Origin of the sequence: Streptomyces sp. NPDC056144 (assembly GCF_042264145.1) — a bacterium.
Taxonomy (GTDB): Bacteria; Actinomycetota; Actinomycetes; order Streptomycetales; family Streptomycetaceae; genus Streptomyces.
This window is the reverse complement of sequence record NZ_JBHJVF010000012.1, coordinates 100,642-125,057: the sequence shown is the minus strand read 5'-3', so window position 1 is coordinate 125,057 and position 24,416 is coordinate 100,642. Positions and strand designations below refer to the sequence as shown.

Below are 24,416 nucleotides of genomic sequence, written 5' to 3'. Positions count from 1 at the left end.
TCACCGGTGGCCGTACGTGCCGTGACAGATCTTCGCCTGATCACTGCCGGGCGCCCAGCCCCCGTACCGTTCGCCCAGGTCGCAGATGTCCGCCCGGGAGACCGGGGCCTTCTTCGGCAGCTTCGCCAGCTCCTCGATCTCGGGCACGGAGGCCCGCGGCGCCGGGTGCGCCTCCTTCTCCCGGTGCCGGGGCGCGGCCTCGGGGCGCGGCGCCCGCTGCTGGGCCGGAGGGGCGGCCCTCCGCCGGGGCTGTTCGGGTACGGGGGCGGGCGGCCCGGGTTCGGGCGCCGGGGTCACGCGGGGCGCGGCGGCCGGCGGGGGAGTGTCGGGCAGCGCCGCTTCGAGGGCCTCGCGGGCCGGACCCTCGACGATCTGGGGCGCCACCTCGTGGGCGGGCAGGACGGAGGACTCGGCCGCCGGGGCGGGGGAGGGGGCGGGCACCGTCGGGGGCGTGTCCACCGAGATGCACCCGGTCAGGGCGGCGACGGCCGCCCCGACCAGGATCTTCGCTGTGGTTCGGGTTCCTTGCACCGCGCCACTCTGCTGGTCCGGTGGTGATCTTCGCGCCCCTACCGGCGGGGAATGCCCCGCACGGGTGCCACGAGAGGAGCCGCCTTGACCACCATCAGGCCACTGGCCGGAGCGTGCCGTTCTCAGTCGCCGGTCGCGCCGTCGATCCGCTCCCTGAGCAGGTCCGCGTGGCCGTTGTGGCGGGCGTACTCCTCGATCATGTGCAGGTAGATCCAGCGGAGGTTGTACGGCTCGGCACCGTCCTTCCGCACGCTCAGGTCGTCGAGCCCGTGGGCCGCCGCGAGTTCGCGGGCACCGGCGATCTCCGCCTGCCAGGCCGCGTACGCCTCCTCGTAGGTGTCCTTCTCGGAGGGGTGGAGGTCGCTGTCGGGGTCCTCGTCCCGGGGGTAGATCGGGGGCACCGTCTCGCCGGTCAGAGTGCGGCGGAACCAGCCGCGCTCGACCTCGGCCATGTGGCGGACGAGGCCCAGGAGGCTGAGGTCGGAGGGCGGGGCGGACGGGGTCCGCAGCTGGGCGTCGTCCAGCCCCTCGCACTTCTGCGCGAGCGTGGCGCGGTGGAAGTCGAGCCACTGTTCGAGCGCCTCGCGCTCGCCGGAGGTGGTGGACGGGTCGACGCGAGGGGTGGTGGGTGCGTTCGGCTCGGTGATCATGTGCGGCATCGTCTCCCACGCGCGGCCGCCGCACCAGACCTCCCGGGTGGCTCAGCCGCCCAGCATCCCGCGCAGCAACTCCTGGAATCCGGTGCGCAGTTCCGCGCGCGTCGGGACGGCCGCGTGGAACGACCCGGCGGCGCAGGAGAACATCAGGCCCTCGCACCAGGCGACCAGCGAGAGTGCGTGCCGCTCCGGCGCCGGTGATCCGGCCGCCGTCATCATCGCCACCACCGGTCCGTGGAACGCCGAGCCCGCGGCGTCGAAGAAGGCCCGGAGCTCGGGGCGCCGGGTGGCCTCCAGGGCCAGCTCGTAGCGGGAGACGAGCAGCGCGCGATGGTCCGTCAGGTAGCGGTGCAGGGCCAGGGAGAGGGCGTCCACCAGGGCGTCGATGGTCACGGGTGCGCCGCCGTCGGTGCCCGGCATCTCGTCCGGGGTGAGGACCCGCGCCTCCCGGTGGACCTGGCGGCGGACGGCCGTCTCCAGGAGGGCCTGGCGGGTGCGGGCGTGGTTGGAGGTCGACCCCTGGGGCAGCCCGGCCCGCTCGTCCACGGCCCGGTGCGTCAGCCCGCGCATGCCGCGCTCGACGAGCAGGTCGAGGGCCGCGTCCCCGATCCGGTCGGCGCGGGTGGGGGCGGACGGGGCTGGTGCGGTCATGCGGACACCGTACTACCGGCCACTGTCACCGCGACTACACCTGTAGTACGGTCGGGGCGTCGGACTCACTACACCTGTAGTGCGGGATCGAGGGAGCAGCCATGGAACAGCACCGCGCCGTCGTCGTCGGAGCCGGGATCGGCGGACTCACCGCCGCCGTCGCCCTCCACCGGGCCGGATGGCACGTCACCGTCCTGGAGCGCGCCCACGACCTCGCACCCGTCGGCGCCGGCATCGGCCTCGCCCCCAACGCCCAGCGCGCTCTCGACGTCATCGGACTCGGCGACCGCGTCCGCGAGCTCGCCGCCTGGCAGGGCGACGGCGGCATGCGCACCCCCGACGGACGCTGGCTCGCCCGCACCGACGCGCGGGCCGCGGCCGACCGCTTCGGCGGACCGCTCGTCCTCCTCCACCGCGCGACCCTCGTCGAGATCCTCACCTCGGCCCTCCCCGACGGCGCCGTCCGCACCGGGACCACCGCCGTCGTCGCCGACCCCGGCGACGACCACCGGCCCGCCCGGATCGCCACCCCCGACGGGGACATGGAGGCCGAACTCGTCGTCGCCTCCGACGGCATCCGGTCCGCGACCCGCCACACCCTCTTCCCCGGGCACCCCGGCCCCCGCTACGCCGGCTGCACCACCTGGCGGGTCGTCGTCCCCGCCCCCGGGCGCCCCTTCGCCCCGCACGAGACCTGGGGCGCCGGACGTCTCTGGGGCACCCAGCCCCTCAAGGACGGCAGGATCTACGCGTACGCCATGGCCGCCGCCCCCGCCGGAGGGCGGGCGCCCGACGACGAGAAGGCCGAACTCCTGCGCCTCTTCGGCGACTGGCACCACCCCGTCCCCGAGATCCTCGCCGCCGTCGACCCCGCGCGGATCCTGCGCCACGACGTCCACCACCTGCCCGACCCGCTGCCGGCCTTCCACCAGGGCCGGGTCGCCCTCCTCGGCGACGCCGCGCACGCGATGATGCCCAGCCTCGGCCAGGGCGGGAACCAGGCCGTCGAGGACGCCGTCGTCCTCGCCCACCACGCGGCCCTCCCCGCCCACCACGCGGCTCTCCCCGCCCGCCACACGGCCCTCCTCGCCCACCACACGGGCTCCGCGCCCGCGTTCGTCCCGAGCCGCGCCCTCGCCGCGTACACCGCCGAGCGCCTGCCCCGTACCACCGCGATCGTCCGCAAGGCCGCCCGCACCGGAGCGGTCACGCTCCTCTCCGCCCGCCCCGCCGTCGCCCTGCGCTCCGCGCTCGTCCGCTCCGTCTCCCGCTTCGGACCCGGCCTCGCGCTGCGCGGCTTCGACGGCATCTGCGACTGGCGTCCGCCGACCGCCGCCGACCCGTCCCGCGCGGGCCACCCGGCGTAAGCTGACCTGCGCGAACGGCCCTGCCTCGGGGGCCGGTGGACGACGCTTAGGGAGACACCCCGTGAAGATCGGCTGCATCGGACTCGGCGACATCGCGCAGAAGGCGTACCTCCCCGTCCTCGCCACCCTGCCCGGGACCGAACTCCACCTCCAGACGCGGACCGCCGCCACCCTGGAGCGCGTCGCCGACTCCCTCCACCTGCCCGCCGCTCAGCGCCACCGCGACCTCGACTCGCTGCTCGCCACCGGGCTCGACGCCGCCTTCGTCCACGCGCCGACCTCCGTCCACGCGGAGATCGTCGGCCGTCTCCTGGACGCGGGCGTCCCCACGTACGTCGACAAGCCCCTCGCGTACGAGTACGCCGACTCCGAGCGGATCGTCGAGCTCGCAGAGAAGCGGGACGTCAGCCTCGCCGTCGGCTTCAACCGGCGCCTCGCGCCCGCCTACGCGCAGTGCGCCGAGCACCCGCGCGAGCTGATCCTGCTTCAGAAGAACCGGATCGGCCTGCCCGAGGACCCGCGCACGCTCGTCCTCGACGACTTCATCCACGTCGTCGACACCCTCCGCTTCCTCCTCCCCGGCGACGTCGAGCACATCGACGTCCGGGCCCGGATCCGCGAGGGCCTCATGCACCACGTCGTGCTCCAGCTCTCCGGCGACGGCTTCACCGCCATCGGCATGATGAACCGCATGAACGGCTCCACCGAGGAGGTCCTCGAAGTCTCCGGTCAGGACACCAAGCGGCAGGTCCTCAACCTCTCCGACGTGATCGACCACAAGGGCCAGCCGACCGTCCGCCGGCGCGGCGACTGGGTGCCGGTGGCCCGGCAGCGCGGCATCGAACAGGCCGTCCTCGCCTTCCTCGACTCCGTACGGGACGGGCAGGTGCTCAGCGCCCGCGACGCGCTCCTCACCCACGAGCTGTGCGAGCGCGTGGTCCGCGACTCCCTGCTCCAGGCCTCCGCCTGAGGGCCCCCGCGCCCGCGGCGGCGCACACCGCGCCCAGGACGAGGAGCGTCCCGTACACCGGCCAGTCGCCCCACCGGACGTAGCCGGTCGTCGCCGACGACAGCGGCAGCTCGCGTACGGCGACGGCGCTCGCCTCCGTACCGAGCGCGGGTCCGATCCGCCGGCCGTCGGGGCCGTACGCGGCACTGACCCCGGTGAGCGTCGCGTGCACGACGGGACGGCCCGTCTCCGCCGCCCGCAGCGCCGCGAGGGAGGCGTGCTGGGCCGGGGCCCAGCTGTCCTGGAACGTACTGGTCGCCGACTGGACCACCAGGAGCCCGGCGCCGTCCCTGACGAGCCGTCGGCTCATGTCGGGGAACGCCGACTCGAAGCAGATCAGCGGCCCGACGCGAAGGCCCGGGGCGTCCCCGGCGGCGGGCAGTTCCATCACGACCGGGGCGGTGCCCCGCCGCCGGTCCTCGTCGGCGGCCTTCCCCGCCGAGGTCACCCAGCCGAGGACGGCGCGGGCGGGCACGTACTCGCCGAACGGCACGAGCCGCATCTTGTCGTACCGCTGCCCGGTGAGCCCGGTCGGCGCGACGAGGACGGCGCTCTTGAAGATCCCGGGGCGGTCGGCCCCGCGCGCGTCCACGTTCACCAGGAGCGGGGCGTCGACCGCCCGCGCGAGCGCGGTCAGCCGGGCCGCCAGCTCGGGCCGCCCCACCGGGTCGGCGCCCACCCCGCTCTCGCCCCACACGACCAGGTCGACCCGCTGCCCCACGAGCGACCGGGTCAGCTCCTCGGCCCGGTCGAACCGCCGCTCGGCCCCGTCGACCACACCCGGCTGCACGAAGGCCACGCGCACCGTCCCACGCGTCCCGGGCGCCCCGACACCCCACCCCGCCACGCCCGCCACGAGGGCGCAGGCGGCCAGCCCCGCGACGCCGACGGTACGGAGCCCCGGCGCCGCGACGAGCAGGGCGACGGCCGTGTTCACCGCGACCACGAGCAGGCTCACCAGCCACACCCCGCCGACCGAGGCGAGCCGCAGCGCCGCCGGAACCTCCCACTGGCTCGCGCCGAGCAGCCCCCACGGCCCGCCGAGACCCTCCCAGGACCGGACCAGCTCGATCAGCAGCCATCCGCACGGGACCGCGACCAGCGCGACGGCGGCCCGCGCGGGTGTCCGGTCGCCGCCGAGCAGCGACCGGACGAGTACCGCCCACGGCAGCCAGAGGAGACCGAGCAGCGAGGCGAGGGGCAGCAGGAAGACGTGCAGGCTCGGCAGCAGCCAGTGGTGCACGGCGAGGACGAACCCGGCCCCGCCGCACCAGCCGTCCACCGCCGCCCGGCGCGGCCCCGGAGCCGTACGGATCAGCAGGAGCCAGGGGACGAGCGCGAGATACGCCCACCACCACAGGCCGGGAGCGGGGAACGCGAACGCGGGCAGCGCGCCGCACACGAGGGCCGCGAGGGACCGCCCGGCCGCACGCCGCCGACCGGCGGGCCGCCCCCGCTCCCGTACGCGACTCCCGAACGGCATGGCCACGACACCCCCTAGGGTCTGCCCCCAGTGTCCGTCAGTGACGACGTGTCCGTCAGTGCCGGCGCCAGCGTTCGTCGACCACGACGGAGCTCAGGCGCCAGCCGTCCGGGGTGCGCAGGGCCGCGAAGGCGTAGCGGCCGCCGCAGATGAAGTCCTCGCCGGTGGAGAAGCGCATCGGGTTCACGTAGTCGGCCCGGATCTCCGCCGTGTCACCGGTCGACTGGTACCCGCCGTCCTCCCGGAAGCGGACCCGCCGGTTCACGATGAGGTGCTGGCGCACGGGAAAGAGGGTCATCGCCTCGGCGAGCCAGTCGGCCACCTCGCCCGCGGGTCCCTCGACCCCGCCCGATCCCCGGTAGTCCGCCCGGCCGTCGGGGGTGAAGAGGGCGCGGTAGGCGTCCCAGTCGGCATCGTCCACGGCCGCCGCGTACCCGGTGACGAGGTCGTCCACGGCGATCCGGTCCATCACGTTCGCGAGGTCCACGCGCTGCGTCATCGAACAAGTCTCGGGCAGCGGGGGCGCGGGGCCAAGGGGCGTGCGCGAACCGGTGGCTCGCGCATCGGTGGCCCGAGAACCGGTGGCTATCGCGTGGCTGCCGCGCCGAAGGCGCCCGGGTACGCCCGGAGGTACGCGTCGTCCAGGTCCTCGTCCGGCATGCCGAGGAAGCGGGTCACCGCCCGGTCCGCCGCCGCGAGCGCCGCGCACAGGCAGATGACCCCGCCGAGGGCGACGAGCGCGAGCCACTCGCCCGAGGTCCGGGCGATCAGACCACTGGCCAGCGAGCCGAGCGGCATGACGATCCCGGAGAGGAAGGAGGCGGCGGCGACCATCCGGTTCCGGAACTCCGACGGGGTGGCCAGGAGCCGGACCGTCCCGGTGTTCACGGTCACCATGCAGAGCCCGGCCCCGGAGACGGCCATGAGCAGCGAGGCGCTGACGGTGAACGCGACGGGCGCGTCCGTGCCGGCCAGGCCGACGGCCGCGCCGGTCCCGACGAAGCCGGCGCCGAGCGCCGCGAACCCGAGCGGCACCGTGCGGTTCCGCCCCAGCGCCTCGTTCACCCGGCGCACGACGAACGCGCTGCCGAGGATCATGCCGACCGCGAAGGCCGACTCGACGACGCTCAGGATCCAGGTGCCGGACGGGTAGTGGGAGGCGACGAGGGCCGGGATCACCACGGCGAAGACGGGAAAGAGCGCGAAGTCCACCGCCATGGCGAGCAGCGCGAGGCGCCACTCGGGGACCACCCGCCGGATCGCCCGGAACCCCGCGAGCGCGTCCGCCGCCCACGGGGCCGCCGCCCTGTCCCGTACGGAAGGAGCCTCGGGCAGCCGGAGCACGGCGACCAGCACCGCGCAGACCGCCACCACCGCGCAGGCCAGCGCGAGGACCGCCGAGAAGCCGAGCGGGCCGATCAGGGCGCCCGCGGCGACGGGACCGGCGAAGGACGACAGCGACATCATGGCGCTCCGCACGCGCACCGCCCCGGCCACCGAGGAGGCGTCCACGACACTGCGGATCGTGGACATCAGGAGCGGCTCGCGGAGCCCCAGGCCCACGCCGAGGAGCGCGACCCCCGCGAGGACGGCACCGAGGTGGTACACGCCCGCGAACGCCAGGCCCGCGAGCCCGCCGCTCACCGCGGCCGAGCCGAGGAAGCAGACGAGGATCACCCGCCGCGCGGGGAAGCGGTCGCCGACCCAGCCCAGCGCGCCCCGGGAGAACACGTCGGCGGCGATCCCGACACCGAGCACCAGGCCGAGGAGCGCCTCGTCGCCCGTCTCGGCCAGGACCCACCAGGCGACGGCGATCTCCAGGCAGCGGGTGGCGATGCCTCCGCAGAACCCCGCCGCCTGGAGCAGCCCGAAAGCCGACCCCCGCTCGCGCCCCCGCACGCCCGTCAGCCGGCGGACTCGCCCGCGTGGGGGCTCAGGACGCCCGTGGCGACCAGGATGATGAGCAGGACGCCGAGCGCGATCCGGTAGATCACGAAGGGCATGAAGGACTTGGTGGTGATGAACTTCATGAACCAGGCGATCACCGCGTAGCCGACGCCGAAGGCGATGATCGTCGCGAAGATGGTCGGACCCCAGGAGACGTGTCCCCCCTCGGTCGCGTCCTTCAGTTCGAAGACGCCCGAGGCGAGGACGGCCGGGATCGCCAGGAGGAACGAGTAGCGGGCGGCGGACTCGCGCGTGTAGCCCATGAGCAGACCGCCGGAGATCGTCGCGCCCGAGCGGGAGACGCCCGGGACCAGCGCCATCGCCTGGCAGAGACCGAAGATCAGGCCGTCCTTCACGCTGAGGTCGGTGAGCGTCTTCCGGTCGCGGACCACGCGGTGCTTCCCGCCCGCCTCGTCGCGCGCGGCCAGCCGGTCCGCGATGCCGAGCACGATGCCCATGACGATCAGCATGGTGGCGGTCACCCGCAGGTCGCGGAAGGGGCCCTCGATCTGGTCCTTGAGCGTGACGCCGAGGACACCGATCGGGATGGAGCCGACGATGACGAGCCAGCCCATCTGGGCGTCGTGGTCCGAGCGCATCGCCTTGTCGGTCAGCGACCGGAACCAGGCCGTGACGATCCGCGCGATGTCCTTGCGGAAGTAGATCAGGACGGCGGTCTCCGTGCCGATCTGGGTGATCGCGGTGAACGCCGCCCCCGGGTCCTCCCAGCCGGCGAAGGCCGCTGTGAGGCGCAGATGCGCGCTGGACGAGATCGGGAGGAACTCCGTCAGCCCCTGTACGAGTCCGAGGATGAACGATTCGAACCAACTCATGGGGCCAATGCCGTCCCGTTATGTACGTGTGCCGTCAGAAGGTCGTGCGCAGCGTACCGTCCCGAGATGACGGGGCCGTGATCAGGCCGTGCCCACCGGCTCGGGCACCCGCTCCGGGGCCTGCTCCGGGGCCTGTGCGGGGACCGTCACCCCGCCGCGCAGGGCGTGCCGCTTGCGCCAGGCCACGACCGCCGCGCCGAGGCCCGACAGGACGATGAACCCGGCCGAGAAGAGGAAGGCGGGCGAGCCCGGCTCGCCGGCCTGGGCGCCCGCGATCACGTACGCCGCCGTGTTCGGGACCGTGCCGATGGCGGTCGCGAGGAGGAACGGCAGGTACCTCATGCGGGAGACGGCCGCGCAGTAGTTGGCCGCCGCGAAGGGCACGCCGGGGAAGAGCCGGACCGCCAGCATCGAGCGGAAGGCGTGCTCGCTCAGCTGCCCGTCCGCCGCCGTCAGCCAGCGGCCCCGGACGAACGGCCGCAGCGCGTCCTGGCCGAGGAAGCGGCCGAGCGTGAACGAGATCCCCGCGCCGAGCACCGTCCCCGCCACCGCCGCCGTGAGACCGAAGGCGGAGCCGAAGAGCGCGCCGGCCGCGAGGTTGAGGACCGGGCGCGGCACGAACGCCGCCGTGCACACGCCGTACGCGAGACCGAACAGCAGCACCGCCCCGGCACCGTTCGTCTGCGCCGGCCAGCCCGAGGACAGCAGGCGCTGCGGCTCGTACAGGAGCACGAGACCGGCCGCGGTGAGCAGCAGGAGCGCGAGCGCGGAGAGCCGCGAGCGGGGCGACAGGAGGACCTGGGAGGCACGGACGGCGAGGGAGCCCGGCGGCCGGGGCACGGGAGCGAGCATTCGGGGAGAGTAACGGAAGGGTCCGTATGATCGCCGTAATGTGCGTCATGTCCGTTGGGGCGGTGGTCCGGTGGAACAGGGCGCGCCGTGACCGGGAGGTGCCCCATGTCCGACGCAGCGTCCCCTGTCCCCGCAGCGCCCCCTGTCCCCGCGGCGCCCCCTGTCCCCGCGGCGTCCCCGATCCCCGCCGCGATCCCGCCGCCGGCGAGTGATCTCGCCGACACCGTCATGGACCGGCTCACGACCGTCTACCCCGCCGCGGGCAATCCCTTCCGGGCGCAGGAGATGGTCGCGTACATGAAGGGCGTCGCCCCCTTCCTCGGCGTCCGCACCCCCGAGCGCCGCGCCCTCTCCCGTACCGTCCTCGACGGCACGCCACGGCCCGACGAGGACGACTGCGCCGCCGTGGCCCTGCGCTGCTTCGCCCTGCCCGAGCGCGAGTACCACTACTTCGCCGTCGACTACCTCCGCCGCCACGTGAAGCGCTGCTCCTCGGGCTTCCTCCCGGTCGCCCGGCAGCTCGTCACCACCGTCTCCTGGTGGGACACCGTCGACCACCTCGCCGCGCACGTCGTCGGCGGGCTCGTCGCGGCCGACCCCGCCCTCGCGGCGCGGATGGACGAGTGGATCGAGGACGAGGACCTGTGGGTGGCCCGCACCGCCCTCCTCCACCAGCTCCGCCACAAGGCGGACACCGACGCGGACCGGCTCTTCGCCTACTGCCTGCGCCGCGCCGCCCACCCCGACTTCTTCGTCCGCAAGGCGATCGGCTGGAGCCTGCGCGAGTACGGCAAGACCGCCCCCGGCGAGGTCCGCGCCTTCGTCACCGACAACCGCTCCCTGCTCTCCCCGCTCTCCGTCCGCGAGGCCCTGAAGAACATCGGGTGAGGAGCGCCCCCGCCGCCCGGCGCACAATGAGAGCGTGAACGAGCAGATCCCCGTACTGCGCGAGGTCGACCACGGCACCGCGCGCCTCATGCCCGACGTGGACCGCGAGCGGGCCTGGCTCCTGACGGTCGACGGAGCGCCCCAGTCGTACGTCGACCTCGACGACCCGGCGTACCTGGAGTTCGAGTACGCGCTCCGCCTCGCGCACGTCGTCGACGGCGCGGCCGACGCGGGCGACCCGCTCGACGTCCTCCACCTGGGCGGCGGGGCGCTCTCCCTGCCCCGGTACGTCTCCGTCACCCGGCCCGGCTCCCGGCAGGACGTCGTCGAGGCGGACCTCGGCCTCCTCGACCTGGTCGCCGAACACCTGCCGCTGCCCGAGGGCTCGGGGATCACCGTGCACGGCGCGGACGCGCGGGCGTGGCTGGAGGCCGCCCAGGACGCCTCGGCCGACCTCGTCGTCGGCGACGTCTTCGGCGGCTCGCGGGTGCCCGCGCACCTCACCTCCGTCGAGTACGCGTGCGAGGTCCGCCGCGTCCTGCGGCCGGGCGGGATCTACGCCGCCAACCTCGCCGACGGCGCGCCCTTCCCGTTCCTCCGCTCCCAGCTCGCCACCTTCGCGACGGTCTTCCCCGAGCTCGCGCTCGTCGCCGAACCGGCCGTGCTGCGCGGGCGGCGCTTCGGGAACGCGATCCTGGTCTCCTCGGACCGGGAGATCGACCTCGCCCACCTCGCCCGCAGGGCGGCGGCGGACGCGTTCCCCGCGCGCGTGGAGCACGGTCCGGCGCTCGACCGGTTCACCGGCGCCGCCGCGCCGGTCACCGACGACGGGGCCGTGCCGTCACCCGTTCCGCCCGAGGGCGCCTTCGGCATCGGCTGAGACCGCGCTTGCGGCGGGTGCATCGGCCGAGGACGCCTCCGCGACCGCGCCCGCCGTCCCCTCCTTCGTCCGCGTACGCCGCGTCAGGTTCCGTACGTCCGGTACGAGGAGGACGAGCGCGGTGACGACGATCATCAGCGTCGCCGCGCCCCACAGCGCCTCGCTCCGGCCGAAGGCCGCCTCGGCGGGGCCGGCGAGCGCGGTGGTGACCGGGAGCAGGGCGGTCGAGCCGAACCAGTCGTAGGCGGAGACCCGGGAGAGCTTGTCCTCCGGGATCTCCTGGTGCAGGGCCGTCATCCACGAGACGCCGAAGACCTCCAGGGCCAGGCCGCTGACGAACATCGCGACCGTGAGCCCCGTCGCGCCGAGCGGGACGGCGAGCGCCGCCGAGGGCAGGGCGATGGGGAAGACGCACAGGGTGCCGACGAAGAGCATCCGGCGGGGCTTCCACCGGGTCATGAGGATCGCGCCGAGCACCGTACCCACGCCGAACGCGGCGAGGGCGATGCCCCAGGGGCGGGGGCCGCCCAGTTCGTCCCGGGCGACGAGCGGCCCGAAGACCGCCTCGACCGCGCCGATCAGGCCCACGACCACCGAGAACTGGGCGACGATCGACCAGAGCCACGGCCGGCCGACGAACTCCTGCCAGCCCTCCCGCAGATCCGCGAGGAGCCCGCCGCTCGGGGCCCGCTCGGGGGTGCCGCTCGCGTCGAGGAAGGCGCGCAGCCCGCCGGCGACGGCGAAGGCGAGCGCGTCGATGGCGAGGACCCAGCCCGGGCCGACGAACGCGACGAGCGCGCCGCCGAGCGCGGCGCCGCCGATCGTGGCGCCCTGCATGGCCATCCGGTAGACGGCGAAGGCCCGGCCGGCCTGTTCGCCGGAGACGCTGCTCATGAGCATGCCCTCGGCGGCCGGGTTGAAGAAGGCCTGCCCGGTGCCGCAGAGGGCGGTGAGGACCATCATGTGCCAGAGCTGCGCCGTGCCGGAGAGGACGAGGGCGGCGAAGACGGCCTGCGAGACGCAGTTGAGGGCGTTGGCGGCGACCATCACGCGGTGCCGGGGTATGCGGTCCGCGACCGCGCCGCCGATGAGGAGGAAGAGGACGAGCGGCAGGAAGCGGGCCATCGCGACGAGCCCCGCGTCGCTCGCGCTGCCGCCGCTCTCGAAGACCGCCCAGGTGGTGGCGATCAGGGCGCCGTGCGCGCCGAGGTTGGTCACGACGGTGGCGGCGGTGAGCAGGAGGTAGTTGCGGCCCGCCCACTCGGGGCGGCGGGAACGCGCGGGCCGGGTGGCGGGTTCGGGGGAGGCGGCGGGATTCGTCACTCCGGGACTATCCCTGCCGCCTCCCCTTCCTGCCAAACCGATAATCGGTGAACCGGCCGGTGTCAGGACTTGGGCGTGAGCCTGACCGTGGAGAGGATCTTCCGGATCGTGGCGTCCGGCACCTCGTCCTTGACGCCGTCGACGCCGTAGAACACCCAGGTCGCGAAGTCACCGGCGGCGTTCTTGAAGGTGAAGGCGGTCGCCTTGCCGTCGGTCTCGCACTTGTTGCGCTTCTTGACCCCGGGTGCGGCGGCGGTCGACATGCTGCCCTTGAGCCCGGAGGCCGTGGTGAAGGGGACGGCCTTCGCGATCTTGATGGTGCTCTTCGGCATGTGCTGCGCGTAGCCGCCCCACGCCCACGAACCGGCCTCGCCGTACGCGGCGTCCGAGGTGCTCTTGGCGCCCTGGCCGCCCTTGGTGCCGGCCGTGCCCAGGCTCCAGGTCTCCTCGGAGCCGTTCTTGTCGACGTCGAACGTGCACCACTTGCTCTTCAGCCGCCCCGGGCTGGTCATCGACATGAGCGGGGAGCCGTCGTTCTTCTTCTCGTCCTCGAACGCGGTGATCATCCCGGGCTTCAGCACCTCCCAGTCCGGGGGTACGTCGAACAGCGTGCCGTACTTGGGGTTCATGACGACCTTCCAGCCCGGGATGGTGGGCTGGAGCGCGGCGCCGTCACGCGGGTTGTCCAGCGGCGGCGCGGAGGACTCGGTGCCGGCGGACGGCTCCGTGGAAGGAGCGGTGGAGGGGGTCGTGCTCGCCGGCGCGGTCGGCTTCTGGTCGGCGGCGGTCGGGGTCTTCTCGTCGTCCTTCGAGAGGACGAGGAAACCGGTGACGCCGGCCGCGACGACGACGGCGGTCGCGGCGACGATCGCGATGAGGGTTGTCTTCTTCTTTCCGGGGCCGCCGGGCTGGTAGTGGACCTGCCCCGGGACGGCGTACTGCGGGACGGTCGGCTGCTGGTACGGGTTCGGCTGCCCGTACGGCTGCTGCTGCGGGTGTCCCTGCTGGCCGTACCCCTGTTGGCCGGCGCCCTGCTGCCCGTACCCCTGCTGTCCGTACGCCCCCTGCGGGTACCCCGGCTGCGTCGGCGGCTGCTGCGGGTATCCGGGCTGGGCCGGCGGCTGCTGGTACGGGTTGGGCTGCTGGTAACCCGACTGCTGGTACGGGTTCTGACTCTGGTCCTGCGGGTTCTGCTCGCCCCCGGGCGGCTGCTGTCCTGGCCACATGGCCAGTAACGATAGAGGTGCGGCGGCGGCAGGGCCACGAGAGGGATGGCCAAGCGTGCTACTGGCGGGTAACATCGCGGTCCATGAGCGCAGACCAGATGACCGTCGGCGAGATGCTCGCCGCCACGGTTCCCATGGCCGGAACCCTCAACCTGGAGTTCCTGGAGACCACCGCCGAGCGCGCCGTCGTGCGCCTGCCGGACCAGCCCGCCTACCACAACCACGTCGGCGGCCCCCACGCCGGAGCGATGTTCACCCTGGCCGAGTCCGCCAGCGGCGCCATCGTCCTCGCCGCCTTCGGCGACCAGCTGAGCCGCGCCGTCCCCCTCGCCGTCAAGGCCGAGATCGGCTACAAGAAGCTGGCCATGGGCGTCGTCACCGCCACCGCCACCCTCGGCCGCCCGGCCGCCGAGGTCGTCGCCGAACTCGACGCGGGCGAGCGCCCCGAGTTCCCGGTCCGCATCGACATCACCCGCGAGGACGGCGCCGTCACCGGCGAGATGACCGTCGTCTGGACGCTTAGGCCTAATGACCTGGGGAAATGAGCCGAACGGCGGGCGTAGGTCCCGCACCGGTCCCATCTCCTCTCAGTGACTGAGCGTCGTTGCGCGCAGCGTAGCGGAGACGAAGGCGTCGGTGGCGAGAGACCCACGATCGCCAGCTCCATTCCGGCCGTGGACGTAACGCTCAAACGTGATCAGCGGATTCTCGTGTCCTAGCCAGTCCGCCACGTCAACGGGTGACTCGCCCGACTCAACCCACCGGGTTGCGCAGATGTGCCGGAGCATCCGCACGCCGTTCTCCGGCGAGGCCATGTACTTGGTGTCGCCGGGGCCCGGCGTGTCTGGGATGACCCCCGCGTCCACCAGGGCGGGCTTCCAGTAGTCCGCGTTGAAAACCTTGGAGCTGACCACCCTGAGCTGCGGGGTGTAGAACATCAGCCGCACTACCCGGGGCCGGAACTCCTTGCCGGGCTTCGCGTGCGGGTCGTACCAGGGCAGCAGTACCTCCACCGGCGGAAACGCCTCCGTGTGCAGCCGCAGGACGTCAGCCAGGCCCCCGGAGAGCGGCGCGCGACGCACCTTGCCGAACTTCGGGAGCTTGTAGCACCAGCCGGACCCCTTGATCCACTGGATCTGACGGACGACGTCCACCCAGCCGCCCTCGAAGTCCACGTCATCGGGGGAGAAACCGATCAGCTCCGCCGGCCGCAGCGCGGCTCCCGCGCCCAGGAATCCCTTCGCGCGGTACCGCTGGGGGAGCGCTTGGACCACCGCCGACGTCACCGGGTCCGCCCATACTTTCACCGGACCGCCATTGGCGCCCCGCTGCCGATTCTTCGGGCGCAGAGGCGCGAGCGACTCCGCCTTGCATGGGTTCGAGGCCAGGAGCTTGTCGTCGACCGCTGCGGTCAGTAGCGTCGACAGCGTGCTGTAGATCGACTCTGAGTGCGTGGAATTCGCCATCAGGCACTTCGTCCACTCTCGGATGTCCTTCGGCGTCAGCGACGAGACGATCCGGTCGCCGAGGACGGGGTACACATGCAGACGTAGGTGCCGTTCGTAGGTGTCCAGCGTCGAGATGTCGCCACGGCGGCCTGTGAGCCACTGCGTGCCGTACGCCTCAAGCGTGATCCCTTTCGCCTCCGGCCGCAGGTACGTCCCCGAGCGCAACTTGTGCGCCACCGCGTCGCGGTGCTCGTCTGCCTCGCCCTTCGTCTCGAAGGCCGGGCGCCGCTGCTCGCCATCGGGATCGCGATAACGCACCTGCCACCGCCGCCCCTTGCCGTGATCGGCGGACGGGACCAGTCGGTTTCCCTTCTCCTGGTGGGTGCAGGTCTTCTCACCCGGCCTCGGCCGGGCCTTGTGCCATCGGTCGAAGACCGAGACCGCCACCATCAGATACCCCTCCTCGCGGCCCGCAGCCGCTTCTCCGGGTCGACGACCCGCGTGTTGGTCTTCTGCCACGCCTGCACGACGGCTGGGCGGTACAGCACACCTCTGTGGCCTTGACGGACTTCGTATGCGGGCCCGCGGCCAGCGCAGCGCCAGTTCCGCAACGTCTTCGGTGCGATCCGCAGGAAGAGGGCGGCTTCGGCAGTGGTCCACACCTGATCAGCCGGTGTGGAGTTCGACGACGGTTTCAAGCCATCGGATTCAAGTTCATGACGCATCGGCGGATTCCAGACCGCTCCGGCCCCAGGCCGCGCACCACGCAGCGGCTCGACGGCGTTCACGGCAGCGGTACCGGGCTATCCGTCTCGCAGGACCTCGGGCTGAGGGGTCTCACAGAAGCCCCCGAAGTATCCCTAAGAGCCCCCGAGTTCACCCCGACGGGGGCAACCGCGACCCACTACCGGACTTGTCGTTTTTCTGATGCTATGTCAGCCGAGCGGGTGATCTTTGAGGCCGGGTTGCCAGTCGCCCCAAGGACTGCATTTTTGCGGCATTTTTAGGGCACTTGAGAACATTTATGGCTATTGCGGATCATGTGAGTGGAAGTTCGATCTCGCACTGGGAGGCATCCATGTCCGCGTCCGTGCCCCAGCTCGACCCTGAGCGGCTCGTCGCCGCACGAGTCGGACGCTTCCTGTCCCCGCAGGAGGCCGCACTGCGGGTCGGTTGCTCGTCCAACTCGTGGCGCAACTGGGAAGAGGGGCGCAACCAGCCCCGCCCGGCGTTCCTGCGGGCCGTGGCCGAAGTGCTCGGCGTCGACCCCTTCGACCTGTGCGTGCCGGGGACCGTTCCCCGCGCGTCGCTCGCCGCAGTCGGCGTGACCGAGCGCCGGTGGACGCGTCGTATCGCTGCCCGCTGACGCAAGAGCGCCCCGGCGGGGTCGGGGCTTCGTTGAGATGGAGAACACCTTGTCACCCAAAGCTACGTCCACGACCGTCACGGAGTCGTCCGCGACGCCCGCCGCGATAGTCCAGCGTCTCACGGCCCGCGCCGGTCGCCTGCCCGACCGTGGCGGCCTCGTCCCCCGGCTGCAACCCGCCCTCTACGAGGGGCACCTGGTCGCCCTGCAAGCGCTCGGCTTCGTGTCCGGCCGATGCCCCCGGCTCGACGTCCGCGTCCGCGTCGAGGTCAACGGCCAGGTCGAGGACCACGGCGTCCGTCGCCTTCACCTCATCCACCACATCAAGCAGCTCGCCGGCCTCCGCGTGGGCGAGTGGTCGGTGGGCCGCTTCGAGCGGATGCACCGTCACGGTCACCAGTGGGCGCCGCTGGCACACAAGGGTGCGCGCCGGACATGAGCGAGGCCCCCGGCTACGACTCCGGGGGCCTGCACGGCGAGCGAGAAGCACCACCAACCCACCAACGCCTCGGAAGAAGTTTCACATGTTCACAAATTCCACAGCAAGCGGCGCTCCGCCGTACGGCCCCACGTCCCCGTGGGACGACCTGACCGGTACCAACTGCCCGGACGGCGCGTACTACGCCCTGGACGCCGTGGTCGAGCGGCTGATGGAACAGGGCTGGGAAGCCGAGGAGACCAAGCCGGGCGTCTGGAAAGCCCAGTGCCCGATCCACGGCAACGCCAGCAGCGACCTCAACCTGGAGATCAAGTACGGCACCGCCAACCGCGAAGCCCTGATGCTGCGCTGCTGGGTCTGCCAGGACACCGTCACCCTTGATGACTTCGCCGAAGCCCTCGGTCTCACCACCACCGACTTCTTCAACCACGACGGCCAGGACGACGCCGAGGTCCCCACCGACGCGTACGAGGAGCCAAAGGAAAAGAGAGAGAAGCCCCACCGCGATGGGCAGCCCCGCCTGATCGAGACGTACGAGTACCGGGACGTCACCGGGGTCCTGTTGTACGAGCGGCGCCGGTTCGAGCCCGGACTCGACGGAAAGCCAAAGTCCGTCACCACACGCCGACCCGACGGTCGGGGCGGCTGGATCAAGAAGGACGTCTTCAAGGGCCCCGAGGCGCCGCCCCACATCCCGTACAACGCCCCTGACCTCCACCAGGCCGCTCTCCACGGCGACGTCGTGACCCTGACGGAGGGCGAGCGCGCCGCCGACCGGCTCATGGAGCTCGGATTCATCGCCACCTCGCTGGACGGAGGGGCCGGTGTGACCTGGACGCCGCTGCTGGTCGGCCGGTTCGCCGGGGTCGGCGCGGTACGGCTGTTCATGGACGACGACGAACACGGCGCCCAGTGGGTCCGCAACGCGGTCACCGCCCTGTCCCCGGTCGTCGGTGAGATCACCGCGCACAAGGCCGCCACCGGCAAGCGCGGGGACGACGTCGTAGATCACCTGGACGCCGGATACTCGATCGAGGACATGATCGAGGTCCCGCTGGCGGCCTTCCGGGCCCCCGAGCACGAGTGGCCGGACACGCCCATGCCGCTGGACTCGCCGAAGCTGCCACCGTTCCCCGTGCATCTGCTCGGCACGCTGGAGCCCATGGTCCGTGCGGTGTCGGCCGCCTTCCAGTGCCCGCAAGACTACGCCGCGATCTGCGCCCTCGGCGCGCTCGACACCGTCCTCGGGGGGCAGGTGCAGGTCCGACTCAAGCCGGACTGGCTGGAGAAGCACTCGGGCAAGTACCTCATGGGCTTCGGTGAGCCCTCCGACGGCAAGTCTCTCGTCCAGGACGAGATGTTCTCCCCGGTGCGCAGCGCCCTCGCCGACTACGCCGTAGCGGTGGGTCCGTTCCTCCGTGACGAGCTACTGGTCGAGGCCCTCGGCCGCACCCCGGATGCGCCGCGGGGGATCATGGAGGACACCACGTTCGAGTCCCTGATCGGCCAGCTCGGCAAGCATGGCGGCCGGATGGCTCTGGTCTCCGACGAAGGCGGCATCTTCAAGATGCTCGGCGGCATGTATGCCGGTACCGGCCAGAAGTCGAACGACGAGATCCTCCGTAAGGGATACTCGGGCAGCTCGTACACCTACGACCGCAAGAGCACCGGCGGCAAGGGCGAATCCGTCCACATCCCCGTCGTCAAGCTCAACATCTGCATCCTCGCCCAGCCCGGAATCCTGCGGGGCGTGGAAGCCGCCAATCCGAACTTCCGCGCCAGCGGCTTCCTGGCCCGTATCCTCTACGCCCTCCCGGCCCCGCTGCCCCACTACATCCTTGACGTCCCCGACATCCCCGCCCCTGTCCGTGCTGCGTACGCACGTACGCTCCACGCCCTCTTCGACCGCTTCTGGCTCACCAGCCTCCCGTACGTCTCCACCCCCGCCAACAGGAGTGAGGGATGGGACGGCGTGGACGGTGGCAGCATCGAGGCCCGCAAGTCCGTCGACCCGGTAGTCCTGACGTTGCCCGAGCCGGTGCGTGACGAGTTCCTCAAGTTCAACGTCAACCTGCGCCAGCGGGCCAAGCGAGGTGGGGCCCTGTACGACATCGCCGACTGGGTGGGCAAGCTGGCCGGCTCGACAGCGCGCATCGCAGCCGTGCTCACACTCGCCGACAACCCCGAAGCGACCGAACTCTCCCCCCGCGCCGTACGCGACGCTATGGAGATGACGCCCTACTGGATCGCGCACGCCCGGCACGCCTTCCGGCTGATGAGCCGGGCCGGAAGCGCCAACGCCCCGGCGATCCACGTGCGCGAGTGGGTGCGAACGCACACCGAGTACGGAGAGACGTTCTCGGAGTCCCAGGTACACCAGTCGATGCGGTTCCAGACCTCGTGGTATGAGACGAAGGAGGACTCCACGTCTGCCCTCGCTGTGCTCGAACGGTATGGCTGGGTCTGTGGCGTTGAGAACACCGACCGGGCCAAGACAGGCCGGTCGCCGTCACCGAGGTTCCTCGCCCACCCGCTCACGTACCGGCTGGACGACGATGTTGACGACGTCGAGGACGGCGTTTTCAGTGTTTTCAGTGGCACTCACGAAGGAGTAACCCGCGCGTCGGATCCGGAAGAACGACTTTCTAGTGTTTCCAGTGGCTCTCGCGATGTAGTGACCCAGGAGCCCGAAACATCGCCCGCTCCGCCGGTTACTGCATCGCAGTGCCCCCTGAGAACACTGAAAACTCGACGGGCAGAAGTTGCCGATCCGCCCCGGGACGCAGCCAAGCACACTGCCGCGCCCACCAAGAAGTCATCCCGCCGGACCAAGAACCCTGGTGTCGGCCAAGGAGCCGGCGGCGGCCGGAAGCCCTCGTACACGCCCGAGCAGGCCAAGGCCATGGAGGAGCTCCGCGGGGAGGGGAAGACGTTCCCGCAGGTCGCCGACGCGCTCGGCCTCAAGACGTACATCGTCCGGGACTACATCAAGAAGGTCACCCGGCAGACTGAGGCGGCTGTGTGATGTCCCGCCCTCGTCGTCGCATCCGGCCCTCCCACACCATACGGGCCTGGAACGAGATTCCCGCCGCCAGCCGCACTGCGCTCCGGACCTTCGTGTGCTGCCAGGTCGTCAGCGTCCGCCGGCCGACCGAACCCGGCGGCCTCGTGATCCTGCTGCACACCCATCAGCCCGACTGCCCCATCTGGGGACGACCCGAGGGGAACGTGTGACCGATCACCCGGAGCAGATGCCCGAGGACTACGACACCGCCGTATTCCTCGCGCAGATCGCCCTTCTCGGCGTCGGACCCGGCGCCTACGAAACTCGCCGCCCCGGCTACGTGGTCCTCGACAGCGACTCGAAGTTCTGCGTCCGCCTCGAAGACTGATCCCCCCCGACCGGCACCGTGAACGTCTTCGGAATCGCGCGGGCCGGCTCACACTTACTCCGGCCGGAGGATGTCGCCTACGCCGACGCGTCGCCGCCGAAGACGTCGGGGTGCGTGCGTTGCAGCACCGGGTAGAGCCATTCGAACGTGCGGTTCACGAGCTCTTGTAGCACGCCTGAGAGGACGTCCAGGTCGGTGACGACCAGTGGACGCGTGCGGAAGCCGTTCTTCCTCCGGTTTATCGCCATGAGCGTGCCGTCGACCTCACCCCACGCTCCGTGTATGTATGTATTGCGGCTGGTCAGATGAGGGCCAGCATCGGCGATGATCCTTGCGAGTTCACCTCGTTCGGCTTCGGTGACCTGGGGATGCCCGTCGACGATGGCCTGGACAGCGGGGAGCAGCGTCCCCGCCGTCTTGTTCACGAGTGCCTTGGATTCTTGTTCTGTAGCCGAGAGCATCTCCCCCGAGAAGCGCATCACCGTCTCCAGGGAGGCCGCTTGGTAAACCATGCGTCCGAGGGCTGCCTCGACGTCGCTCCGGTCGGGAACCGGTGCCTGTTCTGTTGTCATGGCGGGCACTCTAAGCCGCTGGTCCGGCAGGCGTTCCGGACCGGCTCAGAAAAGTGTCTCCTCCTTCACCGGCTCGTCCTCGTCGAACGGAAGGAACATCACCCCACCCAGCTCGACCTCGCGCTCGGACCAGTGGCACAGGACCAGGTCGAGGGCACGCTCACGGGGCCGCGGGTGCTTGTGGTCGGCGATGCGCCGGGTGTCCGGATTCACGGCGACGCGACGGCGGCAGGCGGGGCAGATGATGCGGGGCCATGCAGGCATGACGAGCTTCCCTTCGACGAAGGCGTGGTGGGGAGATGCGTCCCGAGAACCGGGGAGTGCTAGTGCTGCGAGCGTACGGACGCCGGCTGACAGCGGCGAGGACGTGATGCGGAAACCGCCAAGACCCGTGTTCGGGTGGGTTCGGCCGAGGTCCGAGTGGGTTCGCGCGGGTTGGAGGGGCGTTCCGTGCGAGCAACTGCTAGTAACTGCTAAGTCCTGCTGGGTAATTCGTTGCTAGGTTGGCCGGATCGAACCGGTCATGAGTTGAGTGTGGCATGGGGGCGCAGCGCCGGCCGGAGTGCAGAGAGCCATCCGGCCGGCGCTGATGCGTGAGTCTCAGTGAGCGTTGCCGAGTACTCCCGAGAGCTGGTGAGGTACGGAAGCCCTGAACTGGTCCCTCACATACGAAGCGAGCCGCGCTGAACCTCGTACGTCCAGCCAGGCGGCACCGGATTGCCCTCATCCATGCGCAGGGCCTCGTAGGTGTTGCACACGAGCCGGAAGGCGGCGTCTTCCGCCGCCACCAGGTCGACCTCGAACGGCCCCGCGACGTACACCGGCCGGCGCTCCTCGCCGTCCGCCCTCCATTCGAGACGGTGGTTGTACTGCTCCGAAAGGTCGTCGTCCGGGGTGTTGTCCCGACGGGACCCGCCTGGCTGCTGGAGGTAGCCGATCCCCATGGCGTACTCGTCGAAGTGCTCGATCACGTCTCGGGCCTTCTTGCCGCCCGGCACGGCCTTGTCGAAGTCGCCCAGCGCCTCGCGCAGCAGCTCCTTCGCCGGCTCGGTTTTGAGGTGCTCGTGGGCCATGCGGACGCCGCGGATCACGTGCCGGAGTGCCATCACGGTGTACGGGGCGTCTATGACCGCACGGTCGGGATCGTCCTCGCTGAGGATCCGGTGCACGTCGAGAGCGACCTTGCGGTGCGCCATCCACGCCGACGTGTGACCGATGTTGGCGCCGTGCTGCGTCGGCCGCCACTTCTCCTTGGTCTCGCTCACGCCGCCCAACTCCCCTCCACGTATGGCAGAACAGGCCAGGCTACGGGGTTTCGAGGAGAGCCGAGGTGGGATTTCTTTCGAGCAGTGGCAAGTGCTTTGGCCGCGGTAGGTCAAATGACCTCGGACCGGCATTTGCCATCGACTGCGGGCCCCCTCAGGTCGACTACTCGTCCGCCGCCGAGTCCAAGAGCCCAGCCGTCCGGCCGATGCGCTGGAGCTCGTCCGTCCACGGAGCGCCGACCATGAGGTCGTTGAACGCCTCCATCCCGAAGTACAGCAGCATGAACGCCACGAACGGAGACAGCTCGTCCGGGTCGGGCGCATCGCCGTAGTGCGGGCTGTCGTAGAGCCGGACGGCCTCTTCCGAACTGTCGTCGAAGAAGACGCGCGCTGCGGCGATTCCGGAGTGGGAGTGCTGCGTCTCGCTGGTCCAGATCTCGGGCAGCCCGTTGCCGAGGCGTCCCAGGAGCTTGGTCGTAAGGTTGAACTCGTTCGCGGAGTTCGGCGGGATGACCGCCGCCGCCACGGCGTCGGCTGCGGCAGCCACCTCGTCGTCGTATGTGAACACGCCGCCCGTGTCGACGGCCTTGCGCAGCTTGCCGTGGCTGTACTGGAACGCCTTGTTCATCGAGTCCACGGCGTCCTCGCCGTCCCGGGCCAGCCACTGGAGCTGAGCCATGTACTCGATCATCAGACGGCGGTTCGGGGCAGCCTCGTGACCAAGCCCGTTGCGGTGAAGGAGGACGACGGCGCACGCCTGGCGGTGAAGCGCGGCGACCAGCCCCCACCCGATCGTGAACGGCCGGCGATCCTCGGACGGGGGCGCGTGGAGCCCTGTGTCCTGCTTCAACAGCTCGGTCAGTTCCTGGAGGCCCTGGTACGCCTTCTCGTTGCGCTGCTCGGCGGAGATGCTCATGGCGCAACGATCCCCCAGCCGCCGCACGCAGCGCACCCGAAAATGAACATGGCCCGCAGCCTTGGTGGGCCGGACGCGCGGAGGCCCCGCCGGCCGCTCCTTGAGGAGGGTGAACCCCGGCGGGGCGCGAGAGTCCAGGATGACTCACGGCACTGATCGCGCGGACGTGCTATTCGGACATCACCTCGCGCAGGACCGTGCTCAGCGGCTCCCCGTCCTCGCTCCAGCGCTTGAGCGCCTGGCGGTCGATCAGCCGGGCCCTGTCGCCGTCCTCAGCCCACGCCTTCGCCCCGCCGACGAACAGCCCGTTCGTCACGACGATCGGCAGCGTCCGGGGAGGATGGGAACCGCCCACGAGGTGCTGCACCACTGGCTGCCCGACGCGCCCGTTGCCCCCGGTGAAGTGCTTGCACTGGACCGCGAGATGGTTGCCGAGCTCGTCGACCGCGAGGACGTCGACCCCCTGATCGCCGGAACCCCCGCCGGACCGCACGATCCGGTACCCGTCCCTGTCCAGGAGATCGGCAACGAGCTGCTCGAACGTGGAGTGGTGCAGCGCGTCGACTCGGTCCATCGGCAGTCCCGCCGGATCGTCCAGCAGCGAACCTTCCCTCGCCTCCTCCACCACGATCCGCAGCGCGGCCCACCGGTTCCGCAACTCCTGAAACAGGATCCGGACGAACGTGGCGTGATCGGTGTACCGCTTGACGAAGCGCGGGGTCGGCACGAAGAGACTGCCTCCCCCGACCCTGAGCAGCGGATCGGACGCGTACGCGAACGTCTCGGCGAACGTGCCCGTCATCTCCCAGAACGACGAGTTCTCGAAGGCCGATCCATGCAGTTCAAGGAGGAGTCGCTCGGCCTCCTCCTTGCGACGTGGCGACACTGAGTCCAGAGACAAGAGGGCTCCGAGGGATTCACGGGTGGCTTCGGTGAGCTGACCGAGTTCACCGCCCAGCTTCTCGACACCGTGCAGGAGGTCCACCTCCGACTTCACCCGGTCAAGCTCCGACACGATGTGTTGCGGAGGGTGGGCGGCCGTAGTTGCGTACCGGTCGAAGGTCTCGGGGATGCGGCGGAGCTTCAAGTGGACGATGTCCAGGCGTTGCCGGATACCCTCCATGCCCAGCTCCATGCCGGGAAAGACGTCCTGCGGGGCGAAATGGTCCGCGGGTCGTACGGTTCGATGCCCAGTCATAAGAGGTCCCTCCCCAGGGTTGTGCCATGCCAGGAACGAGCCTAGGTGATCACGCAGACAGCGCCGTCCGGGGCCGACGACTGGGCCGGTGGCCTGAGTTGATGACGTACCGGTCGCCGGAATCGGGGGAGACCGAAGGTCTGACGGCTGTGGGTACAGAGAAGGACACCGCCT

Annotated in this window: 26 protein-coding genes; 9 read left to right on the top strand and 17 right to left on the bottom strand. The window is 71.2% G+C overall.

Going from position 1 to position 24,416, the window contains the following annotated elements:
• The 3 genes from ACFC0Z_RS28880 to ACFC0Z_RS28870 form a co-directional block, all read right to left on the bottom strand.
• Complete coding sequence (locus ACFC0Z_RS28880) at nucleotides 1-531, bottom strand: hypothetical protein (RefSeq protein WP_376443933.1); 531 nt, start codon at nucleotides 529-531, stop codon at nucleotides 1-3.
• A gap of 122 nt (nucleotides 532-653) precedes the next feature.
• Nucleotides 654-1,190 (bottom strand): DinB family protein, encoded by a 537-nt coding sequence (locus ACFC0Z_RS28875; RefSeq protein ID WP_376443930.1) that lies wholly within the window; start codon nucleotides 1,188-1,190, stop codon nucleotides 654-656.
• 42 nt (nucleotides 1,191-1,232) lie between these two features.
• A complete protein-coding gene (locus ACFC0Z_RS28870) occupies nucleotides 1,233-1,838 on the bottom strand; it encodes a TetR/AcrR family transcriptional regulator (RefSeq protein ID WP_376443928.1) in 606 nt (201 codons plus the stop codon).
• 101 nt (nucleotides 1,839-1,939) lie between these two features.
• On the opposite strand from ACFC0Z_RS28870, the gene ACFC0Z_RS28865 reads away from it, so the two are divergent.
• Nucleotides 1,940-3,205 carry an FAD-dependent monooxygenase gene (locus ACFC0Z_RS28865; RefSeq protein ID WP_376443925.1) on the top strand — a complete coding sequence of 422 codons (1,266 nt, stop codon included), beginning with the start codon at nucleotides 1,940-1,942 and terminating at the stop codon, nucleotides 3,203-3,205.
• Between the two features lie 61 nt (nucleotides 3,206-3,266).
• A complete protein-coding gene (locus tag ACFC0Z_RS28860) occupies nucleotides 3,267-4,175 on the top strand; it encodes a Gfo/Idh/MocA family protein (protein ID WP_376443923.1) in 909 nt (302 codons plus the stop codon).
• On the opposite strand, the gene lnt is transcribed toward ACFC0Z_RS28860, so the two are convergent.
• The 5 genes from lnt to ACFC0Z_RS28835 all read right to left on the bottom strand — a co-directional run bounded on the left by lnt (nucleotide 4,117) and on the right by ACFC0Z_RS28835 (nucleotide 9,329).
• Nucleotides 4,117-5,697, bottom strand: a complete 1,581-nt coding sequence (lnt, locus tag ACFC0Z_RS28855) for an apolipoprotein N-acyltransferase (RefSeq protein ID WP_376443920.1) — start codon at nucleotides 5,695-5,697, stop codon at nucleotides 4,117-4,119. The two genes, ACFC0Z_RS28860 and lnt, sit on opposite strands and share 59 nt — an antisense overlap.
• 55 nt (nucleotides 5,698-5,752) lie before the next feature.
• Complete coding sequence (locus ACFC0Z_RS28850) at nucleotides 5,753-6,196, bottom strand: nuclear transport factor 2 family protein (protein ID WP_376443917.1); 444 nt, start codon at nucleotides 6,194-6,196, stop codon at nucleotides 5,753-5,755.
• 86 nt (nucleotides 6,197-6,282) lie between these two features.
• Nucleotides 6,283-7,596 carry an MFS transporter gene (locus tag ACFC0Z_RS28845; protein WP_376443914.1) on the bottom strand — a complete coding sequence of 438 codons (1,314 nt, stop codon included), beginning with the start codon at nucleotides 7,594-7,596 and terminating at the stop codon, nucleotides 6,283-6,285.
• A 5-nt stretch (nucleotides 7,597-7,601) separates the two neighbouring features.
• Entirely contained in the window at nucleotides 7,602-8,477 is an 876-nt protein-coding gene (locus tag ACFC0Z_RS28840) for an undecaprenyl-diphosphate phosphatase (protein WP_376443912.1), read from the bottom strand.
• A gap of 81 nt (nucleotides 8,478-8,558) precedes the next feature.
• Nucleotides 8,559-9,329 carry a TVP38/TMEM64 family protein gene (locus ACFC0Z_RS28835; protein WP_376443909.1) on the bottom strand — a complete coding sequence of 257 codons (771 nt, stop codon included), beginning with the start codon at nucleotides 9,327-9,329 and terminating at the stop codon, nucleotides 8,559-8,561.
• A 105-nt stretch (nucleotides 9,330-9,434) separates the two neighbouring features.
• Here ACFC0Z_RS28835 and ACFC0Z_RS28830 point away from each other — a divergent pair, with 105 nt between their 5' ends.
• Both ACFC0Z_RS28830 and ACFC0Z_RS28825 read left to right on the top strand, forming a co-directional pair.
• A complete protein-coding gene (locus tag ACFC0Z_RS28830; RefSeq protein ID WP_376443906.1) occupies nucleotides 9,435-10,217 on the top strand; it encodes a DNA alkylation repair protein in 783 nt (260 codons plus the stop codon).
• A 34-nt stretch (nucleotides 10,218-10,251) separates the two neighbouring features.
• Nucleotides 10,252-11,097: a spermidine synthase gene (locus ACFC0Z_RS28825; protein WP_376443903.1), complete on the top strand. Its 846-nt coding sequence runs from the start codon at nucleotides 10,252-10,254 to the stop codon at nucleotides 11,095-11,097.
• Here ACFC0Z_RS28825 and ACFC0Z_RS28820 read toward each other — a convergent pair.
• Nucleotides 11,059-12,420: an MFS transporter gene (locus ACFC0Z_RS28820; RefSeq protein WP_376443900.1), complete on the bottom strand. Its 1,362-nt coding sequence runs from the start codon at nucleotides 12,418-12,420 to the stop codon at nucleotides 11,059-11,061. The two genes, ACFC0Z_RS28825 and ACFC0Z_RS28820, sit on opposite strands and share 39 nt — an antisense overlap.
• Nucleotides 12,421-12,482: 62 nt before the next feature.
• Nucleotides 12,483-13,646, bottom strand: coding sequence for a hypothetical protein (locus ACFC0Z_RS28815; RefSeq protein WP_376443898.1), 1,164 nt, complete (start codon nucleotides 13,644-13,646; stop codon nucleotides 12,483-12,485).
• Between the two features lie 98 nt (nucleotides 13,647-13,744).
• Here ACFC0Z_RS28815 and ACFC0Z_RS28810 point away from each other — a divergent pair, with 98 nt between their 5' ends.
• The gene (locus ACFC0Z_RS28810; RefSeq protein WP_376444152.1) at nucleotides 13,745-14,191 is read left to right on the top strand and encodes a DUF4442 domain-containing protein; all 447 of its coding nucleotides are present in this window, start codon (nucleotides 13,745-13,747) and stop codon (nucleotides 14,189-14,191) included.
• Nucleotides 14,192-14,233: 42 nt separating this feature from the next.
• Here ACFC0Z_RS28810 and xerC read toward each other — a convergent pair whose 3' ends face one another.
• Entirely contained in the window at nucleotides 14,234-15,544 is a 1,311-nt protein-coding gene (xerC, locus tag ACFC0Z_RS28805) for a tyrosine recombinase XerC (protein WP_376443895.1), read from the bottom strand.
• Entirely contained in the window at nucleotides 15,544-15,882 is a 339-nt protein-coding gene (locus tag ACFC0Z_RS28800; protein WP_376443893.1) for a helix-turn-helix domain-containing protein, read from the bottom strand. Before ACFC0Z_RS28800 ends, xerC begins: the two co-directional genes overlap by 1 nt.
• 290 nt (nucleotides 15,883-16,172) lie before the next feature.
• Here ACFC0Z_RS28800 and ACFC0Z_RS28795 point away from each other — a divergent pair, with 290 nt between their 5' ends.
• From ACFC0Z_RS28795 to ACFC0Z_RS28780, 4 genes are all read left to right on the top strand, one after another.
• Nucleotides 16,173-16,460 carry a helix-turn-helix domain-containing protein gene (locus tag ACFC0Z_RS28795; RefSeq protein ID WP_376443890.1) on the top strand — a complete coding sequence of 96 codons (288 nt, stop codon included), beginning with the start codon at nucleotides 16,173-16,175 and terminating at the stop codon, nucleotides 16,458-16,460.
• Nucleotides 16,461-16,509: 49 nt separating this feature from the next.
• Complete coding sequence (locus tag ACFC0Z_RS28790) at nucleotides 16,510-16,899, top strand: hypothetical protein (protein WP_376443887.1); 390 nt, start codon at nucleotides 16,510-16,512, stop codon at nucleotides 16,897-16,899.
• A gap of 85 nt (nucleotides 16,900-16,984) precedes the next feature.
• Complete coding sequence (locus ACFC0Z_RS28785) at nucleotides 16,985-19,924, top strand: DUF3987 domain-containing protein (protein WP_376443885.1); 2,940 nt, start codon at nucleotides 16,985-16,987, stop codon at nucleotides 19,922-19,924.
• A 205-nt stretch (nucleotides 19,925-20,129) separates the two neighbouring features.
• Entirely contained in the window at nucleotides 20,130-20,291 is a 162-nt protein-coding gene (locus ACFC0Z_RS28780; protein WP_376443882.1) for a hypothetical protein, read from the top strand.
• Between the two features lie 77 nt (nucleotides 20,292-20,368).
• Here the strand turns inward: ACFC0Z_RS28780 and ACFC0Z_RS28775 are convergent, their stop codons facing one another.
• From ACFC0Z_RS28775 to ACFC0Z_RS28755, 5 genes are all read right to left on the bottom strand, one after another.
• Nucleotides 20,369-20,863: a hypothetical protein gene (locus ACFC0Z_RS28775; protein WP_376443879.1), complete on the bottom strand. Its 495-nt coding sequence runs from the start codon at nucleotides 20,861-20,863 to the stop codon at nucleotides 20,369-20,371.
• A 45-nt stretch (nucleotides 20,864-20,908) separates the two neighbouring features.
• Nucleotides 20,909-21,127 (bottom strand): hypothetical protein, encoded by a 219-nt coding sequence (locus ACFC0Z_RS28770; RefSeq protein ID WP_376443877.1) that lies wholly within the window; start codon nucleotides 21,125-21,127, stop codon nucleotides 20,909-20,911.
• Between the two features lie 398 nt (nucleotides 21,128-21,525).
• Nucleotides 21,526-22,128 (bottom strand): hypothetical protein, encoded by a 603-nt coding sequence (locus ACFC0Z_RS28765; RefSeq protein WP_376443876.1) that lies wholly within the window; start codon nucleotides 22,126-22,128, stop codon nucleotides 21,526-21,528.
• Between the two features lie 163 nt (nucleotides 22,129-22,291).
• Nucleotides 22,292-23,044 carry a DUF5677 domain-containing protein gene (locus ACFC0Z_RS28760; RefSeq protein WP_376443873.1) on the bottom strand — a complete coding sequence of 251 codons (753 nt, stop codon included), beginning with the start codon at nucleotides 23,042-23,044 and terminating at the stop codon, nucleotides 22,292-22,294.
• Between the two features lie 169 nt (nucleotides 23,045-23,213).
• Entirely contained in the window at nucleotides 23,214-24,179 is a 966-nt protein-coding gene (locus ACFC0Z_RS28755) for a restriction endonuclease (RefSeq protein ID WP_376443870.1), read from the bottom strand.
• Nucleotides 24,180-24,416 lie beyond the last annotated feature (237 nt).

Coding starts and splice junctions, on each gene's coding strand:
- ACFC0Z_RS28810 (WP_376444152.1), top strand. CDS start 13,745: ATGACCGTCGGCGAGATGCTCGCCGCCACGGTTCCCATGGCCGGAACC.
- ACFC0Z_RS28875 (WP_376443930.1), bottom strand. CDS start 1,190: ATGCCGCACATGATCACCGAGCCGAACGCACCCACCACCCCTCGCGTC.
- ACFC0Z_RS28775 (WP_376443879.1), bottom strand. CDS start 20,863: ATGACAACAGAACAGGCACCGGTTCCCGACCGGAGCGACGTCGAGGCA.
- ACFC0Z_RS28795 (WP_376443890.1), top strand. CDS start 16,173: ATGTCCGCGTCCGTGCCCCAGCTCGACCCTGAGCGGCTCGTCGCCGCA.
- ACFC0Z_RS28770 (WP_376443877.1), bottom strand. CDS start 21,127: ATGCCTGCATGGCCCCGCATCATCTGCCCCGCCTGCCGCCGTCGCGTC.
- ACFC0Z_RS28830 (WP_376443906.1), top strand. CDS start 9,435: ATGTCCGACGCAGCGTCCCCTGTCCCCGCAGCGCCCCCTGTCCCCGCG.
- ACFC0Z_RS28815 (WP_376443898.1), bottom strand. CDS start 13,646: ATGTGGCCAGGACAGCAGCCGCCCGGGGGCGAGCAGAACCCGCAGGAC.
- ACFC0Z_RS28785 (WP_376443885.1), top strand. CDS start 16,985: ATGTTCACAAATTCCACAGCAAGCGGCGCTCCGCCGTACGGCCCCACG.
- ACFC0Z_RS28835 (WP_376443909.1), bottom strand. CDS start 9,329: ATGCTCGCTCCCGTGCCCCGGCCGCCGGGCTCCCTCGCCGTCCGTGCC.
- ACFC0Z_RS28870 (WP_376443928.1), bottom strand. CDS start 1,838: ATGACCGCACCAGCCCCGTCCGCCCCCACCCGCGCCGACCGGATCGGG.
- ACFC0Z_RS28865 (WP_376443925.1), top strand. CDS start 1,940: ATGGAACAGCACCGCGCCGTCGTCGTCGGAGCCGGGATCGGCGGACTC.
- ACFC0Z_RS28840 (WP_376443912.1), bottom strand. CDS start 8,477: ATGAGTTGGTTCGAATCGTTCATCCTCGGACTCGTACAGGGGCTGACG.
- lnt (WP_376443920.1), bottom strand. CDS start 5,697: ATGCCGTTCGGGAGTCGCGTACGGGAGCGGGGGCGGCCCGCCGGTCGG.
- xerC (WP_376443895.1), bottom strand. CDS start 15,544: ATGGTGGCGGTCTCGGTCTTCGACCGATGGCACAAGGCCCGGCCGAGG.
- ACFC0Z_RS28755 (WP_376443870.1), bottom strand. CDS start 24,179: ATGGAGCTGGGCATGGAGGGTATCCGGCAACGCCTGGACATCGTCCAC.
- ACFC0Z_RS28760 (WP_376443873.1), bottom strand. CDS start 23,044: ATGAGCATCTCCGCCGAGCAGCGCAACGAGAAGGCGTACCAGGGCCTC.
- ACFC0Z_RS28850 (WP_376443917.1), bottom strand. CDS start 6,196: ATGACGCAGCGCGTGGACCTCGCGAACGTGATGGACCGGATCGCCGTG.